The organism is Nocardia lijiangensis NBRC 108240, assembly GCF_001613045.1.
GTDB lineage: Bacteria > Actinomycetota > Actinomycetes > Mycobacteriales > Mycobacteriaceae > Nocardia > Nocardia lijiangensis.
The window spans coordinates 110,995-126,244 of record NZ_BDBP01000017.1 but is presented as its reverse complement, the minus strand read 5'-3'; the positions used below and the strand labels follow the sequence as shown (position 1 = coordinate 126,244).

The 15,250-nt window shown below is 70.0% G+C and carries 18 protein-coding genes; 12 read left to right on the top strand and 6 right to left on the bottom strand.

Features of this window, described 5'->3' with window-relative positions; genetic code table 11:
- From NL1_RS07335 to NL1_RS07325, 3 genes are all read left to right on the top strand, one after another.
- Positions 1 to 399, top strand: a 399-nt coding sequence (locus tag NL1_RS07335) for an exodeoxyribonuclease VII large subunit (RefSeq protein ID WP_281180789.1), incomplete at its 5' end; no start/stop codon positions are given.
- Between the two features lie 2 nt (positions 400 to 401).
- Positions 402 to 638: an exodeoxyribonuclease VII small subunit gene (locus NL1_RS07330; protein ID WP_067835650.1), complete on the top strand. Its 237-nt coding sequence runs from the start codon at positions 402 to 404 to the stop codon at positions 636 to 638.
- 31 nt (positions 639 to 669) lie between these two features.
- On the top strand, positions 670 to 1,035 hold the full coding sequence (locus NL1_RS07325) for a VOC family protein (protein ID WP_067835648.1): 366 nt from the start codon (positions 670 to 672) through the stop codon (positions 1,033 to 1,035).
- 108 nt (positions 1,036 to 1,143) lie between these two features.
- On the opposite strand, the gene NL1_RS07320 is transcribed toward NL1_RS07325, so the two are convergent.
- Complete coding sequence (locus NL1_RS07320) at positions 1,144 to 1,710, bottom strand: DUF4245 domain-containing protein (RefSeq protein ID WP_067835647.1); 567 nt, start codon at positions 1,708 to 1,710, stop codon at positions 1,144 to 1,146.
- 130 nt (positions 1,711 to 1,840) lie between these two features.
- On the opposite strand from NL1_RS07320, the gene glpX reads away from it, so the two are divergent.
- The 4 genes from glpX (at position 1,841) to NL1_RS07300 (ending at position 5,701) form a co-directional block, all read left to right on the top strand.
- The gene (gene glpX, locus NL1_RS07315) at positions 1,841 to 2,884 is read left to right on the top strand and encodes a class II fructose-bisphosphatase (protein WP_067835646.1); all 1,044 of its coding nucleotides are present in this window, start codon (positions 1,841 to 1,843) and stop codon (positions 2,882 to 2,884) included.
- A gap of 69 nt (positions 2,885 to 2,953) precedes the next feature.
- On the top strand, positions 2,954 to 3,895 hold the full coding sequence (locus tag NL1_RS07310) for a phosphotransferase family protein (protein WP_218024372.1): 942 nt from the start codon (positions 2,954 to 2,956) through the stop codon (positions 3,893 to 3,895).
- A gap of 39 nt (positions 3,896 to 3,934) precedes the next feature.
- Positions 3,935 to 4,192 carry a TFIIB-type zinc ribbon-containing protein gene (locus NL1_RS07305; protein WP_084510362.1) on the top strand — a complete coding sequence of 86 codons (258 nt, stop codon included), beginning with the start codon at positions 3,935 to 3,937 and terminating at the stop codon, positions 4,190 to 4,192.
- 105 nt (positions 4,193 to 4,297) lie between these two features.
- Positions 4,298 to 5,701: a class II fumarate hydratase gene (locus tag NL1_RS07300; RefSeq protein WP_067835644.1), complete on the top strand. Its 1,404-nt coding sequence runs from the start codon at positions 4,298 to 4,300 to the stop codon at positions 5,699 to 5,701.
- A 76-nt stretch (positions 5,702 to 5,777) separates the two neighbouring features.
- Here the strand turns inward: NL1_RS07300 and NL1_RS07295 are convergent, their stop codons facing one another.
- The 3 genes from NL1_RS07295 to phoH2 form a co-directional block, all read right to left on the bottom strand.
- A complete protein-coding gene (locus NL1_RS07295; protein WP_067835643.1) occupies positions 5,778 to 6,650 on the bottom strand; it encodes an acyl-ACP desaturase in 873 nt (290 codons plus the stop codon).
- Positions 6,651 to 6,754: 104 nt separating this feature from the next.
- Positions 6,755 to 7,330 (bottom strand): LGFP repeat-containing protein, encoded by a 576-nt coding sequence (locus tag NL1_RS07290; RefSeq protein ID WP_067835642.1) that lies wholly within the window; start codon positions 7,328 to 7,330, stop codon positions 6,755 to 6,757.
- Between the two features lie 207 nt (positions 7,331 to 7,537).
- The gene (gene phoH2, locus NL1_RS07285) at positions 7,538 to 8,812 is read right to left on the bottom strand and encodes an RNA 5'-3' helicase PhoH2 (protein WP_373862532.1); all 1,275 of its coding nucleotides are present in this window, start codon (positions 8,810 to 8,812) and stop codon (positions 7,538 to 7,540) included.
- Between the two features lie 501 nt (positions 8,813 to 9,313).
- Here phoH2 and NL1_RS07280 point away from each other — a divergent pair.
- Complete coding sequence (locus tag NL1_RS07280) at positions 9,314 to 9,586, top strand: hypothetical protein (protein WP_067835641.1); 273 nt, start codon at positions 9,314 to 9,316, stop codon at positions 9,584 to 9,586.
- A gap of 92 nt (positions 9,587 to 9,678) precedes the next feature.
- Here the strand turns inward: NL1_RS07280 and NL1_RS07275 are convergent, their stop codons facing one another.
- Positions 9,679 to 10,104: a limonene-1,2-epoxide hydrolase family protein gene (locus NL1_RS07275; protein ID WP_067835639.1), complete on the bottom strand. Its 426-nt coding sequence runs from the start codon at positions 10,102 to 10,104 to the stop codon at positions 9,679 to 9,681.
- A gap of 9 nt (positions 10,105 to 10,113) precedes the next feature.
- On the bottom strand, positions 10,114 to 10,854 hold the full coding sequence (locus NL1_RS07270) for a TetR/AcrR family transcriptional regulator (protein ID WP_067835638.1): 741 nt from the start codon (positions 10,852 to 10,854) through the stop codon (positions 10,114 to 10,116).
- A 112-nt stretch (positions 10,855 to 10,966) separates the two neighbouring features.
- Between NL1_RS07270 and NL1_RS07265 the strand changes: the two genes are divergently transcribed.
- From NL1_RS07265 to NL1_RS07250, 4 genes are all read left to right on the top strand, one after another.
- Complete coding sequence (locus NL1_RS07265) at positions 10,967 to 12,148, top strand: FAD-dependent monooxygenase (RefSeq protein ID WP_067835637.1); 1,182 nt, start codon at positions 10,967 to 10,969, stop codon at positions 12,146 to 12,148.
- A gap of 86 nt (positions 12,149 to 12,234) precedes the next feature.
- Positions 12,235 to 13,893, top strand: a complete 1,659-nt coding sequence (locus NL1_RS37365; protein WP_067835636.1) for a PPE domain-containing protein — start codon at positions 12,235 to 12,237, stop codon at positions 13,891 to 13,893.
- Complete coding sequence (locus NL1_RS07255; RefSeq protein ID WP_067835635.1) at positions 13,893 to 14,630, top strand: ESX secretion-associated protein EspG; 738 nt, start codon at positions 13,893 to 13,895, stop codon at positions 14,628 to 14,630. Before NL1_RS37365 ends, NL1_RS07255 begins: the two co-directional genes overlap by 1 nt.
- A gap of 140 nt (positions 14,631 to 14,770) precedes the next feature.
- Positions 14,771 to 15,208, top strand: coding sequence for a DUF6841 family protein (locus NL1_RS07250; protein WP_067835634.1), 438 nt, complete (start codon positions 14,771 to 14,773; stop codon positions 15,206 to 15,208).
- Positions 15,209 to 15,250: the final 42 nt, after the last annotated feature.

The following is a 15,250-nucleotide window of genomic DNA, read 5'->3' as shown; positions in this document are numbered from 1 at the left end:
CTCGCCGCCCCGCTGCGCGAGATCGACCGGCGCGCCGAGGAGATCGAGCGGCTGCGCGCGTCCGCGCGGCGCTGCGCCGAGCACGCGGTCCGCACCGAGGCCACCGCGACGCGGCACCTGCGCGAGAAGCTCACCGCCGTGGGTCCGGCCGCGACGCTGGCCCGCGGTTACGCTGTCGTGCAGCGCGTGACCGGTTCCGAACGGTACGTCGTACGCAGCATCGAGGACGCGCCCGCGGGCAGCCAGTTGCGCATCCGGGTCGCCGACGGGGCCGTGACCGCGGCCGCGCTCGGCGCCCAGGCGCTGGGCTCTCGAACGCTGGGCTCTCGAACGCCGAGCGCCCGCACCGCGGATTCCGGCGCCCGCCGGGACGACGAGGAACGCACAGGAGGGAACTGACCTTGGCCGACGCCGGCAAGGACGAGCTGGCCGAGATCGCGGGCTTCGGCTACGAACGCGCACGCGACGAACTGGTGAACGTGGTCAAGATGCTCGAGCAGGGCGGCATGGACCTCGATGATTCGCTGGCTCTGTGGGAGCGCGGCGAAGCGCTGGCCAACCGGTGCGAGGAACACCTGGCGGGCGCGCGCAAACGGGTCGAGGACGCGCTCGCCCACGCCGGCGACGACGAGGACTGACCCGAGTTCTCGGACACCGGAGGGAGAAATCGTGAGTATCCGCCGAGCGACACCCGATATCCGCACCGACGACATGGAGCGAAGCCGCGATTTCTACCGGCTGCTCGGATTCACCGAGGCGATGGACCTCGGCTGGGCCGTCACCATGGCCTCGCCCGCCAACCCGACCGCCCAGGTGCTGCTGCTCGGGCCGGAGGCGGAGCAGCCGCAGCCCGATATGAGCGTGGAGGTCGAGGACGTCGACGCCGTGCACGCGGCGATGACCGCGGCGGGCGCCGACATCGTCTACGAACTGCGCGACGAGCCGTGGGGCGTGCGCCGCTTCTTCGCCCGCGACCCGAGCGGAACGATCGTCAACGTCGTCGCCCACGAGGGCCGAGCCGGCACGCGCTACTGAAGATCGCGCGCGTCCGCCTCGAAATCACCGTCGGTGCTCGTGCGACGGACCTGCCTTCTCGAGCACTCGGATCCCGCGGGAACGAGGACCGAACGCGGGCAATCTAATTCAGCGCGCGATCGGCTGCGCGGCCGTGACTGCCTGAGCCAGCGTGGTGAACGCCGCCTCGCTCCCCGCCCCCTTGATCAACACGCGCACACCGCCCAGGTCGGCGATCCACGCCGTTTCCTCGGTCGGCTCGGCATAGACGATCCACTTCTGGTCGCCGATCTGCTGCGCGCCGCTGGCGTAGCGCGAGCCGAGCACGAAGCGCGCGAGCGACTCCTCGGTGGCGCTGCTCTGGGTCAGCTGCATGTAGGTGCCCTGGCCGGTGATGTAGCCGACAGTGCTGACCGGGCCGCCGCCCGCACCGGTGACGGTGTCGCGGCTTCCGGAGTTGGGGGTCCACTCGGCGGGCACGCTCGGATTGCGGATCGGGAACGCCAGCGTGCGCGCGTCGGTCTTCAGCGCCGCGTTCACGTCGAAATGCGGGATCTGACCGGGCGTCGGTCCCTTGGCGGCAAAGCTGCACTGGCTGGCCAGCGCGGCGAAGACCACGGCGATCAGCACCAGCGGGATCAGCGAGAAGAACAGATCCTTGTAGTCGTGCAGGATGCGTGGCTTTTGGTAGGACACGCTCCCAGTATCCACTCGCCGACCGGGTGCGCGGCCGGGTACCCCCGTCACCTGGACCAGGGGTGCAGGGCGGGTGACCACCTAATGAGACAATCGTCCGGTACGTACGACCCGAGGGAGGCACCCCGCCATGACGGCATCTTCGCCCGCACCCAGCCGCCGCGAGGCGCCGGACCGGAACCTTGCGCTCGAACTGGTCCGGGTGACCGAAGCGGGCGCCATGGCCGCCGGGCGCTGGGTCGGCCGCGGCGACAAGGAGGGTGGCGACGCCGCCGCCGTGGACGCGATGCGGCAGCTGGTCAGCTCGGTATCGATGCGCGGCATCGTGGTGATCGGCGAGGGCGAGAAGGACGAGGCGCCCATGCTGTACAACGGCGAGGCCGTGGGTGACGGCACCGGTCCGGACGTCGACTTCGCCGTCGACCCGATCGACGGCACCACGCTGATGTCGAAGGGCTCCCCCGGCGCGATCGCGGTGCTGGCGGTCGCCGAGCGCGGCGCGATGTTCGACCCGTCCGCGGTGTTCTACATGCACAAGATCGCGGTCGGCCCCGACGCCGCCGACGTGATCGATATCTCGGCCCCGATCGGCGAGAACCTCCGCCGGGTTGCCAAGACGAAGAAGTCTTCGGTGTCCGACCTGACCGTCTGCATCCTGGACCGGCCCCGGCACACCGACCTCATTCAGAAGGTCCGCGACGCGGGCGCCCGCATCCGGCTGATCTCCGACGGCGACGTCGCGGGCGCCATCGCGGCGGCCCGCCCGGATTCCGGCACCGACGTCCTGGTCGGCATCGGCGGCACGCCGGAGGGCATCATCGCGGCGGCGGCCATGCGCTGTATGGGCGGCGCGCTGCAGGGCATGCTGGCTCCGAAGGACGACGAGGAGCGGCAGAAGGCGATCGACGCGGGACACGACCTGGACCGGGTGCTCAGCACCGAGGACCTGGTGTCCGGCGACAACGTCTTCTTCTGCGCCACCGGCGTCACCGACGGCGACCTACTACGCGGCGTCCGCTACTACGGTGGCGGCGCCTCCACCCAGTCGATCGTCATGCGCTCCAAGTCGGGCACCGTCCGCATGATCGACGCCTACCACCGCCTGACCAAGCTGCGCGAGTACTCCTCGGTCGACTTCCACGGCGACGAGCACGCAGTCCCGCCGATGCCCTGATCGGTTCGCACCGCGGCCGCATCCGGACCTCCGGGTGCGGCCGCGCGCGTGGACAGGGACGATGACCCGGTGGGGATCGAGACCGACCGGGAATCACCGTCGAGCACAACCGAACTCGTCGAGGCGCTGGCCGAGACAGCTGTGCGGGCCGGTGCGGGCTGCGCGCCGCCGGTGCTCGTGGTCGAGCGCGCCGACGTGCTCGTGGTGCGGGCCGGCGCGGTCGTCGTCAAGGCCCACCTGGTGGAAACCGATGCGGCGGTGTTGCTTTCCCGCCTTCGACTGGCGAGCGCCCCGGGGTGGCGCGACATCCTGTTGCCGCCGTTGCCGATCGGCGATGCGCTTCTCACGCGCCACGCGGGCCGGACGATCACAGCGTGGCCGTACGGCGAACCGGTCGACCCCGACGATCCAGCAGCCGCGCCGTGGGAAGCCGCCGCGACGCTGCTCGCCCGGTTGCACGGGATGCCGGAGCCCGCGCGCGATCTGCCGGAGGCGGGCGGCCCCGCTCGCGTCCGCCGCGCGATCCGCCGGCTGCGCGACGCGGGCGATGTCGCGGACCGAGCTGCCGCGGAGATCGTGTGCCGAGCATTCGCCGCACTCCCCGAACCGACCGCGACCGCGCGCACGCTCGTGCACGGCGACTTCCATCTGGGCCAGCTGGTGCGCGTGCCGCGCGGCGGCGATTCGTGGCGGCTCATCGACATCGACGACCTCGGCGCGGGCGATCCCGCGTGGGATCTGGCCCGGCCCGCCGCGCTCTTCGCCGCGGGCATTCTCGAGCCGGTGACCTGGCTTCGGTTCCTCGACGCCTATCGCGCGGCAGGCGGCGTCGCGGTGCCGCGGGACGCGGACGAATGGGTCGCGCTGGATATCCCGGCCCGCGCCGTCGCCGTGCAGGCGGCCGCGCTGGCCGTCGTCGCCGCCGGACGCGAAGGGCGCGAACTCGATGATCTGGATACGGCTTTGGTGGACGCGTGCCGGCGGATAGCCACCGCCTCCGATCTATCGTGATGCGCGCATACGTGCCGGAAATCGACTAGCGTGGCGGAAATGCAGTGTCCGAAATGTCGTGGGTTGATGCAGACCTACAACCGCAGCGGGGTACACATCGAGCAGTGCGGTAACTGCCGGGGGATCTTCCTGGACTACGGCGAGCTGGAGAACCTCACCCGGCTCGAGTCGGGTTACGCGGCACCGCCGCCGCCCCCGGCCGCCCCCGCACCCGCGTGGGGAGCGCCCGCTCCGCACTACGGGCACGGGCACCACCACCAGCACCGTTCGTTCGGCAAGGTGCTGTTCTCCTCCTGATGTCGGCGTCGCCGGTTCGGCGGACGGTATTCCGCCGGACCGGTGTGGGATTCCGCTCAGGCGTGGCGGCCCCACGGGAACCTCGTGCGGCATAGGGTCGGAATCATGACCGAGGAGACGCAGTACCGCATCGAGCACGACACCATGGGCGAGGTACGGGTCCCGGCGCGCGCACTGTGGCGGGCGCAGACCCAACGGGCCGTGGAGAACTTCCCGATCAGCGGGCGCGGCCTGGAACGTGCGCAGATTCGCGCGCTCGGACTGCTGAAGGCCGCGTGCGCTCAGGTGAACAAGGATCTCGGCCTGCTCGACGCCGTCAAGGCGGACGCGATCATCGCCGCCGCGGGCGAGATCGCCGCGGGCGAGCACGACGACCAGTTCCCGATCGATGTCTTCCAGACCGGCTCGGGCACCAGCTCCAACATGAACGCCAACGAGGTGATCGCCTCGATCGCGAAGGCCAACGGCGTCGACGTGCACCCCAACGACGACGTGAACATGTCGCAGTCGTCCAACGACACGTTCCCCACCGCCACCCATGTCGCGGCGACCGAGGGCGTCATCAAAGACCTGGTCCCCGCGCTCGAGCATCTGCGCCTGGCGCTGCTGGACAAGTCCGAGGAATGGCGCACCGTGGTGAAGTCGGGCCGCACCCACCTGATGGACGCCGTCCCGGTGACCCTCGGCCAGGAGTTCGGCGGCTACACCCGCCAGGTCGCCGCGAGCATCGACCGGCTGATGGCGACCCTGCCGCGTCTCGGCGAGCTGCCGATCGGCGGCACCGCGGTGGGCACCGGTCTCAACGCGCCCGCCGGTTTCGGTGCGAAAGTCGTTGCGGAACTGGTGAAGTCGACCGATATCGACGCCTTCGCCGAGGCCATCGACCACTTCGAGGCGCAGGCGGCGCGCGACGGCCTCGTCGAGCTGTCCGGCGCGCTGCGCACCGTCGCGGTGAGCCTCACCAAGATCGCCAACGACATCCGCTGGATGGGTTCGGGTCCGCTCACCGGCCTGGCCGAGCTCCAGCTGCCGGACCTGCAGCCGGGCAGCTCGATCATGCCGGGCAAGGTGAATCCGGTACTGCCCGAAGCGGTCACGCAGGTGGCGGCGCAGGTCATCGGCAACGACGCGGCGGTCGCCTTCTCCGGCGCGAACGGCGCCTTCGAGCTGAACGTCTACATTCCGGTGATGGCGCGCAACGTGCTCGAGTCGATCCGCTTGCTGGCCAACGTGTCCCGGCTCTTCGCCGACAAGTGCGTGCGCGGGCTGACCGCCGACGTGGAGCGGCTGCGCACGCTGGCCGAGTCCTCGCCCTCCATCGTCACGCCACTGAACTCGGCGATCGGCTACGAGGAGGCGGCCGCGGTGGCCAAGGAGGCGCTGAAGGAGAAGAAGACCATCCGGCAGACGGTGATCGATCGCGGTCTGCTGGGCGACCGGCTCACCGAGGCCGAGCTGGACCGCCGCCTGGACGTGCTGTCCATGGCCAAGGTGGAAGACGAGAAGTAGAACGAGAGCGCCGGGCGATTCGAAACCGCCCGGCGCACCGTGTGACTCAGTACCCGCGTAACTCGGACAGGCCGATTCAGGCGGGCGAGGACACGCGCAGGTGCGCCAGTTCGGCGCGGGCCTGCTCGCCCTCGGGCCCGAGGTCGGCCCGGTCGAAGACGTTCCACCGGTGCAGCAGCGGCGCGAAGACCAGCTCGCCTTCCTTGGCGCGGTCGTAGATGCCCGCCTCGGCCAGCACCTCGTCGCTGCTGCGGCCGTCCGGCAGCGCGACGCTGGGCACCTCGAAACCGGCGACCCGGTCGGCGATCGCGCGCATCGTCTGATCGGGTGCGATGGCGAACGCCGCGGCGACCAGGTCGGCGAAGAACACCGACTGCAGTTCGTCGTCGGCCGCGATGCGCGCGGCGATGGCGGTGACGAGCGGGTTCTCGTTCAGCGCGGCGGTGTTGCGGTGCCGGATCGCCGAGGCCGCCTCCTCGAACGCGCAGTTGGCGAGGACGTCGAGCAGATGCAGGGCGGGACGGCGGAATCCGGTCGTCATATGCGCCATCCGCTGCCGTTCCAGATCCACCGGATCCACCGACCTGGTCACCATCAGGTAGTTGCGGATCATGATCTCGTGCCGGTTCTCCTCGGCGGTCCAGCGGCCGACCCAGCGCCACCACGCGCCGGTGCGCAGGTACTTGCCGATCTCGCGGTGGTAGGACGGCAGGTTGTCCGCGATGAGCACGCTGACGGTCAGCGCCAGCTTGGCGACCTCACTGAGCTCGGACTGTTCCGGGGCCCAGTCGTCGCCACCGAGGAAGGCGAAGTTGCGGCCGTCGTCCCACGGGACGTAATCGTGCGGCTGCCACCCGTCGGCGACGTCGATGTGGCGCCGCAGATTCAGTTCCACCTCGAAGGCGAGCGCCTCTAGCAGCTCACGATCGGTCAAGAGATTTTGCACCATCACAACCTAGCGGCTCGGCCCGCGGCGCGGGACTGTACGGAGGGGGAATGAGAACGACGCCCGAGACGCGGCTGGTCTGCGTTCTCGGGCGTCGTGTCGATTCACTACTTCATGGTGACGGTGACCTGCCCGTTCACCCAGGTGATGGTCCCCCCGCTGAACTCGCTCTGCTTGCCGCCGGGAATGTCGGTCTCGTCGCTGATCGGGTAGCCGAGCTCGCCCGCCGCGCCGCCGTTCTCCTCCCACGCCTTGCGAATCTCGCCCCACACGATGTGCGGCTCGCCGTCCGCGGGCTCGTAGATGGTGCCGCCGACGAAGTCCTGGTACTTGCCGTCGTTCGGGGCGCTCTCCTGCGGCTCCAGCGGCGCGCCCAGCGGACCGGTCGGGCCGCCCGCCGCCATGTACTTGTCGTAGATGTCGCCGGAGACGGTCACCTCGGTGCCGCCCGCGGTGGGAATTTTGGTCTCGTCCGGATTGTCCGGCTCACGATCCGGGGTATCGGTGTCGTCGGCGCCGTGCGCCTCGCTGTGCGTGGTGGCCATCGCGCCGGTCGTCATGCCGAGGGTCGGGGTGGTCACGACCGCGGCGGTGTCGCTGTCGTCGTCACCGCAACCCGCGATGAGCAGCGCAGCGGCCGCCAGCGCCATGGTGAATCCAGCCGTGCGTCGAGCGTGGTGCATATGTCGTCCCCTCTCGAGTGTGGCTCCGACGGCGCCCCGTGGCACCGGTGCCGCGCGTAGCCTAGGCCGATGTTCGGCAACGACCCGGCGAATCGCAGTGCGACGCGCCGGGCCGCTGCCCAACTGATAACTCGGCGGATATTACCCACTCGATGTGAGGTGAAACACACCCTGAGCGTTAGCTCAGGGGTGTCTGGGCGCCCTGGCTCAGGCGTTCGGGCCGTACTCCTCCAGCATCTCGGTGACCAGCGCCGCGATCGGCGAGCGCTCGCTACGGGTCAGCGTGATGTGCGCGAAAAGCGGGTGCCCCTTGAGCTTTTCGATCACCGCGGCCACGCCGTCGTGCCTGCCGACGCGCAGGTTGTCGCGCTGGGCCACATCGTGGGTGAGCACCACGCGCGAGCCGGTGCCCAGCCGGCTGAGCACCGTGAGCAGCACGTTGCGTTCCAGCGACTGCGCCTCGTCCACGATCACGAAGGAGTCGTGCAGCGAGCGACCGCGAATGTGGGTGAGCGGCAGCACCTCCAGCATGTCGCGGCTGAGCACCTCCTCCATCACTTCCGGCGAGGCGAGACCGTCGAGGGTGTCGAAGACGGCCTGCGCCCACGGGCCCATCTTCTCGCTCTCGCTGCCGGGCAGGTAGCCGAGTTCCTGGCCGCCGACCGCGTAGAGCGGACGGAACACCACGACCTTGCGCTGGGTGCGCCGCTCCAGCACCGCGTCCAGACCGGCGGTCAACGCCAGCGCGGATTTGCCGGTGCCCGCCTTGCCGCCGAGCGAGACGATGCCGATGCTCTCGTCCAGCAGCAGGTCCAGCGCGATGCGCTGTTCGGCCGAGCGGCCGTGCAGCCCGAACGCCTCCCGCTCGCGCACCAGCTGCACGCGCTTGTCCGGGGTGATCCGGCCCAGCGCGCTCGAGCTGGTGCCGAGCAGCCGGATTCCGGTGTGGCACGGCAGTTCCCGCGCCTCGTCCAGGTCGATCACCGAGTCGGCGTAGAGCTGATCGATCTGGGTCGAGGCGACGTCGATCTCCACCATCCCGGACCAGCCGGAGGTCACCACGTCCTGCGCGTGGTACCCGTCGGCGTGCAGACCCACCGCGCTCGCCTTGACGCGCAGCGGAATGTCCTTGGACACCATGACGACCTCGCGGCCCTCGGCCGCGAGATTCAAGGCGCAGGCCAGGATCCGGGAATCGTTGCTTTCTGTGCGGAAGCCCACCGGAAGAACGGCGGGGTCGGTGTGATTGAGTTCTACCTGCAGCGTTCCGCCCTCGGTGCCGATCGGCACCTGCTCGTCCAGCCTGCCGTGCTGCAGCCGGAGATCGTCCAGGTTGCGCAGGGCTTCCCTGGCGAACCAGCCCAATTCGTGGTGGTGCCGCTTGGCCTCGAGTTCACTGATGACGACCAGCGGGAGGACGACATCGTGGTCGCCGAACCTGGTGAACGCCCAGGGATCGGAGAGCAAGACCGAGGTGTCGATGACGAAGGTCTTGGCACCGGATGCGTTGGTGAGCGAGGGGCGGGCCCCCTTGGTGTCCGAAGAGACAGTGGCGCGCTTTCCTGTGCCAGCGGAACGGGAGTGCGCCGAGAGGGCGGGAACGGAGCGTGCAGCAGTCACGGTGGGCTCCTTTTTGTCCACACGGCACCCGCGTGAACGATCTCGCTGGACCGGTCCGTCCTTCTGGATCCGACTTGCGTCAGATGCCACGAGGGCCGGGTGCCGGCCCTCTCGTACTGAGTAGCTCAGTCACGGTCAGGACCTCCCGTACGAACCACACCGACGCGGTCCGCATCTCCGAAGTTACCGCCGACTGGCCGGTCTGCGCTCGGGGACGGTGAGGCGTGTCGGTGAAGATCCCGTTAACGCACGCCTCGGCTCGGTCGCCGGATCGGTTGTCGCCGCAGCTCACCGGGGTCGCGCCGGCGACCGCGCGCGAGTTTTCGACGGACTTCGACCGGGTGTGACGACTAGAGTCGAAGCATGGCCGGTAACGAGGAATTCGAGAACCTGTCGTCCAAGGAGCTGCACGACCGGGCGGTGCGGCTGGCCGTGCGCCGCGGCGACATCAAATACCTGTGGCAGCTGCTCACCCGCATTCCCGCCGCCGAGGCGACCGCCGGGAACGTCGGCGACAGCGAGGCGGACATCAAATACGTCCTGCCGCTGATCGACGACTACATCCACGCGGGCGACGGTGCAGTGGCCGAACAGTTACGGCCGTTCTATCTGGACTATCTGATCGCGCATTCGTGACCGGGGCGGCCGCGGGCAACGCGGCCGCGACCGGCAGGCAATCGGCGCCGAAAGCCGCTCCGCGCCGGGCGAATCGACAGCGGCGCGCGGATTCAGCGGCGGGCGAAGACGGCGCGGAAGAGCCCGGCGGCGGTGCCGCGCAGGAAGTTCTCCCAGCTGAAGTGGTCGTGCCACAGCACGATTCGGCCGTCGCGCAGTTCGAAGGTGCCGGTCACCCAGAACCCGATTTCCACCGGGCCCAGCCGCAGGTAGTCGGTGCGGTCGGTGAGCACGATGTCGCCGTTGCCCGCGATGTGGTGCATGTCGGCGCGGAAGCCGAACGCAGGCCGGTCGAGCCCGCGCAACACGCCGCCGACGCGCCGGATGCCGCGCACGTCCGGTAGCGAGGTGTTCTTCCAGACGATGTCGGGGTCGAGCAACTCCAGCGCCTCGCCGACCGCGCGCAGCTCCAGCGCGGCGAAGAACTCCCGCACCGTGGTGATCGCGTCCTGCTGCAGTTCGGATTCGTCGTCGGACATGATTCGACTTTAGGCCTTCGCCCTGCGCGCCACGAGGACGGTGAGGCCGTCGAGGATGCGGTCGATGCCGAACGACAGCGCGTCGCCGAGGTCGTCGCCGAAGGCCCGGTTCGCCGCGCGGGCCGCCTCCTCGGCGAAAGCCGCCTTGACGGCTGGATAGCGATCGGCGGCCGCGTCCATCGTCTCGGCGAACTGCCGCACCACCTGCTCGGCGAGGTCCGTGTCACGCGCCGCGCCGACCTGCTGGGCGAGGCTGCGCACATGGCCGTTGAGCAGGACCACTGTGTCCAGCCGCTCCGGCCCGGTGAGTCCCATGCCGTCCATGGCGGTCACCGCGGCCTCCAGCCAGCCCATCTCGTTGGGACCCATCGGGCGCGCTCCGACCGCGAGCTCGAGCGTCCACTGGTGCGCGCGGTAGCGCTCGAAGATGGCCAGTGCCCAGGCGCGCAGGGCTTCCCGCCAGCGCACGGGACCGGAGACGTCGCCGGGCGGTTCGGGCGGCTCACCCATCGCCGCGTCGAGCATCAGCGCCATGAGCTGTTCCTTGCCCGGCACGTACCGGTACAGCGACATCTTCGTGTAGCCGAGCCGTTCGGCGAGGCGCTGCATGGACAGGGTGGCCAAGCCCTCGGCGTCGGCGAGCGCGACGGCTTCGCCGACGATCCCGCCCAGCGTGAGCGAGGGCTTCGGTCCGCGCCGTGGCGGCTGCCTGGTGCCCCACAGCAGCTCGACGGTGGTCGGTGACGACATGGGCGAATCCTCCAGGACGAACGGGTTGACTCGGAACTGTGTCTACCATACGCTGATCTGCGTCCATCGGAAACAGAATACGGCGGACACAATTACGACTTCGGGAGAAACAATGCGCAACCTGTCCGTCCTCGTTTCCGGCGCCGGTATCGCAGGCCCCGCCCTCGCGTACTGGCTGCACCGCTACGGCTGCACGGTCACCGTCGTCGAGCGCGCCGCCGCGCCGCGCCCCGGCGGGCAGGCCGTCGACTTCAAGGGCCGCACGCACCGCACCGTGCTGGAGCGGATGGGCGTCTGGGAGGAGATCCAGGCGCACCGCACCGGCGCCTCGGACGTGGTGTTCGTCGACGAGCACGGCACGCGGCGCGCCGTCATGTCCGGCGATTTCACCGGCGGTGACGTGGAGATCCTGCGCGGCGACCTCGCCGAAATCCTGTATCGCCGCAGCGCGGGCAGCTGCGAGTACGTCTTCGGGGATTCGATCACCGGACTCACCGAGACCGCCGACGGCGTGCACGCGACCTTCGAGCACGGTCCGGCGCGCACCTTCGATCTCGTCTTCGGCGCCGACGGAATGCATTCCCGGGTCCGGCGTCTGGCGTTCGGGCCGGAGCGCGACTTCGTGCGGCACCTCGGGCACTACTACTGCGTCGCGGGCGCGAGCCCGTGGAGCGACTCGGCGACGCCGCGCGAGCGCGCCACGGCGTACGGCTACAACGCACCGGGCAGGCTCGCGATCAGCGGCGGCTCGAAGGCCCAGCAGCTGTACCTGTTCGCCGCACCGGAACTGGAGTACGCGCGCGACGACGTCGACGCCCAGCGGCGCATCGTCGCCGAGCGTTACGCCGGGCTGGGCTGGGAAGTGCCGCGAATGCTCGCCGAACTGGCCGAGTTCGACGACGTCTACCTCGATTCGATGGGCCAGGTGCGGATGGACCGCTACAGCGCGGGCCGGGTCACGCTCGTCGGCGATGCGGCGTACGGAAACACCCTGGGCGGCTTCGGCACCGGGCTCGCGGTGGTCGGCGCGTACGTGATCGCGGGCGAACTCGCGCTCGCCGACGGCGACCACACCGCGGCCTTCGCACGTTACGACGAGATCATGCGCCGCTACGCCAAGATCGCGGGCAACTCCAACGCGGGCCGGTTCCTCGCGCCGACCACCGCATTCGGCATCCGGCTGCGCAACTGGTTCCTGGAATCGCGGCTCTTCTCGCTGATGACGAAGTACGGCGACAACGCCGCCAACGACATCGAACTTCGCGACTACGCCGCCCTGCTGGCTGCTCGCTGAACGGATTTCGCGAGTTTCGGTGGAACCGCGCCGTGCGCTGATGCGTCTATTAGGTTCAAACAGCACTGACGGAAGGGGCCACCGCGATGGCAGTGCATGGCGTCGACGGCCGCGCGATCACCAATCCCGAGAACGCGCAGAGCTTTTCCCACGCGGAGATCAAGAAGGCGGCCGATCGGATGAATCCCGCCGGACTGGAGGGCGCCCACGCCGCGTGGTCCGCGCTGTCCACGGCGGTCGGGACCGCGGGCGAGCAATTCGGCTCGGCGCTCCAGCGCGCCGTCGACCAACGGTGGGAGGGCGCGGCGGCCGACGCGGCGGTGCGCGGGGTCCGCGAATTCGTCACGCAGCTGACGGAACTGGGGGCGGCGCTGGGTCGCCAGTCCGAGCCGCTCACGGCGGCGGGCAGCGCGGCCGCCCACTTCAAGGCGGCCATACCGGATGTGGTGGCCGATGCCGGGAATTCGTCCACCCCGGAGGACCGCAATGCGCGCGAGGAACAGGCGCGCGACGATATGAACCGGCTCTACATCCAGCCGTACGGCGCGACGGCGCCGCGCATACCGACGCTGCCGTCGCCGGTGGGCCCGGGCGGCGGGGGGATGATCGACGGACTGCTGGGCGGGGGTGGACGGCCGGGGTTCGCTTCGGTTCCGCCGGATGGAGCGCGGCCTGTCACCGATCCCGTCGCGACGGAAGGAGTTTCGGGATCGGATCGCGATGAGCTGATCGGATCGTCGACGTCGACGGATCAGGGGGGCGAGGGGCAGGCGTCCACCGAGGTGCAGCCGGGCGCACAGGCCGACAACGACGTGCAACCGGGAGCAGGAGTACACGCAGGGGCGGGAGCCCAGATCGGCAGCGGTCTGCAAACGGAGAACGCCGCGCAGTCCGCGAACGGTGCGGAGCCCAAGCAGACACCGCAGCCCGAGAACACAGCGGAGCCCGAGAGCGGTGTGGACCTGCTGACCGACAACCGGTCCCAGCCTGAAGCGCAGCCCGAGGGCGAAGCGCCGCCGGGGACCCGGCCCGAACCCGAAACCCGGCCCGACGATGGTGACAAGCCTGCGGGCGGAGCGCCTGTGGAGGCAGGACTACAGGTGGGGGCGACGCCGGAGACGGCCGGTGCGGGTGCAGGGTCAGATCAGCAGTCGTCATCCGGCGAGAACGGCGCATCCACTCCGCGGCAACCGCACGCCGATCCGGATTCCGTTGCCGCGCAGTCTGCCTCGTCCTCGCCGACGCCTTCTCCGCCGACACCGCCATCCGCGTCGCCCATGCCTTCCTCGTCACCGGCGACCACCCCCGCACCCACGCTCCCGACGCCAACCACGCCCTTCACGCCCACCACACCCTTCACGCCGACCGCACCACTCGGCGCATCCCCCGTCGCGAGCCCGCCGACTCCCCTCGCTCCCACCGCGCTCCACGACACCTCCGCGCGCCCCACCCCGCCACCGCTCGGACCGGCAACCACCCCGCCGACGCCACCGCCCAGCCCGGGCTCCTCGGTACCCGCCCAGCCCGCGGCCACACCGAACACCCCACCGCCATCGGGTGTTCCGGTCCGTCCCGGCGCCCCAGGATCCACCGGATACGCGGGCTTGATGCCCTCCACTCCCCGAACCCGCACCGAGGAGGACGGGGAGCACCGGTCGGCGCGGTACCTGCGTTCCGAGGAGCACGGCCAGGAACTGATCGGCGAGACGCCCAAGACCGTCCCGCCCGCGTTGGGAGCCGACTGATGGCGCAGTGGACCCTCTCGGCCGAACAGTTCGCCGCGGTGTGGTTCGGCACCGGCCTGGACCGGATGCCGTTCCCCTTCCGCTTCACCAGCCGCCACCCCGGCCTCCGCGAGTACCAGGCCTACCAGCGCGACTTCCGCACCGAACTGGGCGGCGCCGAGCACATGCCGCTGCAGCGCGCCATCGACGTGCTGGCCAGACCTGATTGGCGCATCGAGCTTTTCGGCATCGACAACCGGCGGGGCGGCGCCGAGCTGCGCGCCATCGGCTGCGCGCACCGGGGCGGTTCCGGTGTCGTCGCACTGCAGAACCCGGCGCCCGACGGCGGGAAGATCCGCCTGCGCCACTGCCGAACGGACCAGCTCGCCACCGAACTCGTCCGGCTGCTGCCCGACCACAAGCCGGGCGGCGTCGCCGAAAGAACCTATCTCCTGGACGATCTCGCCGACGACCGCCCCGACCCCTTCGGCAGCGCACCGGCCGCCGCGACCCGGGACCGCTACCGCCGCTTCTGGCGTCAGTCGTGCAGCACCCGCGGCACCGTCACCGTCCTGCTCGGTCCCCGCAACGCCGACCCGCTGCGCACTGGCAAGCTCCGCTGGATCGACACCGACGACGGCCGCTACTGCGAAGTCCCCGCCAACCGCGCCCTCATGATCCGCCCCGGCTCCAGCGCCGACATCACCCGCTACCTGGACGAATCGATCATCCGAGCGCGGGCCCGCATGGACGGGTAACCGCTGGTCACCGAATCAGCCCGCAACCGTCCCCGGCGTCTGCGCGGCCGGTGCGACGGCTTCGGACAACGCCGTCTGCCCGAGCCCCGGCGGCGTGTGTCAGGTCTTCCGGTGGATGCCGGTCGGCCTAGGTTGGAGGAATGACAACCCGGGATGAGATCGAGTCGTTCCTCGACGACTATCAGGCCGCGTTGAGCGCTTTCGACGCCGAACGGTCGGCGGCGCTGTGGGGCACGCCGGGCACCATTCTCAGCGACGCGTTCGTAGGCTCGCTGTCCACCAATGCCGAGATGGCGCAGGGGCTTGCGCAGTCGTACCCCTTCTATCAGCGGCTCGGGCTGGCCCGCGTCGGCCACACGGTGCTCGAGCAGGTCGATCTGACGCCGCTCATCGTGCGGGTGCGGGTGCGCTGGCATTTCTATGACGAGGACGGAAACCTGCTCACCGACGGCGATTACGAGTACCTGCTGCGCCGCGACGACGGGAGGCTGCACGCCTACGTCGCGGTGGCCATCGACGAGAGGGAGAAGCTCACCCAGCTCGCCGCGGCCAAGGGCATCGATCTGCCGACGGGCTAGTGTTCTGCGCCTGAAATGCGTTGTAGATATCGGGCGAGGGAG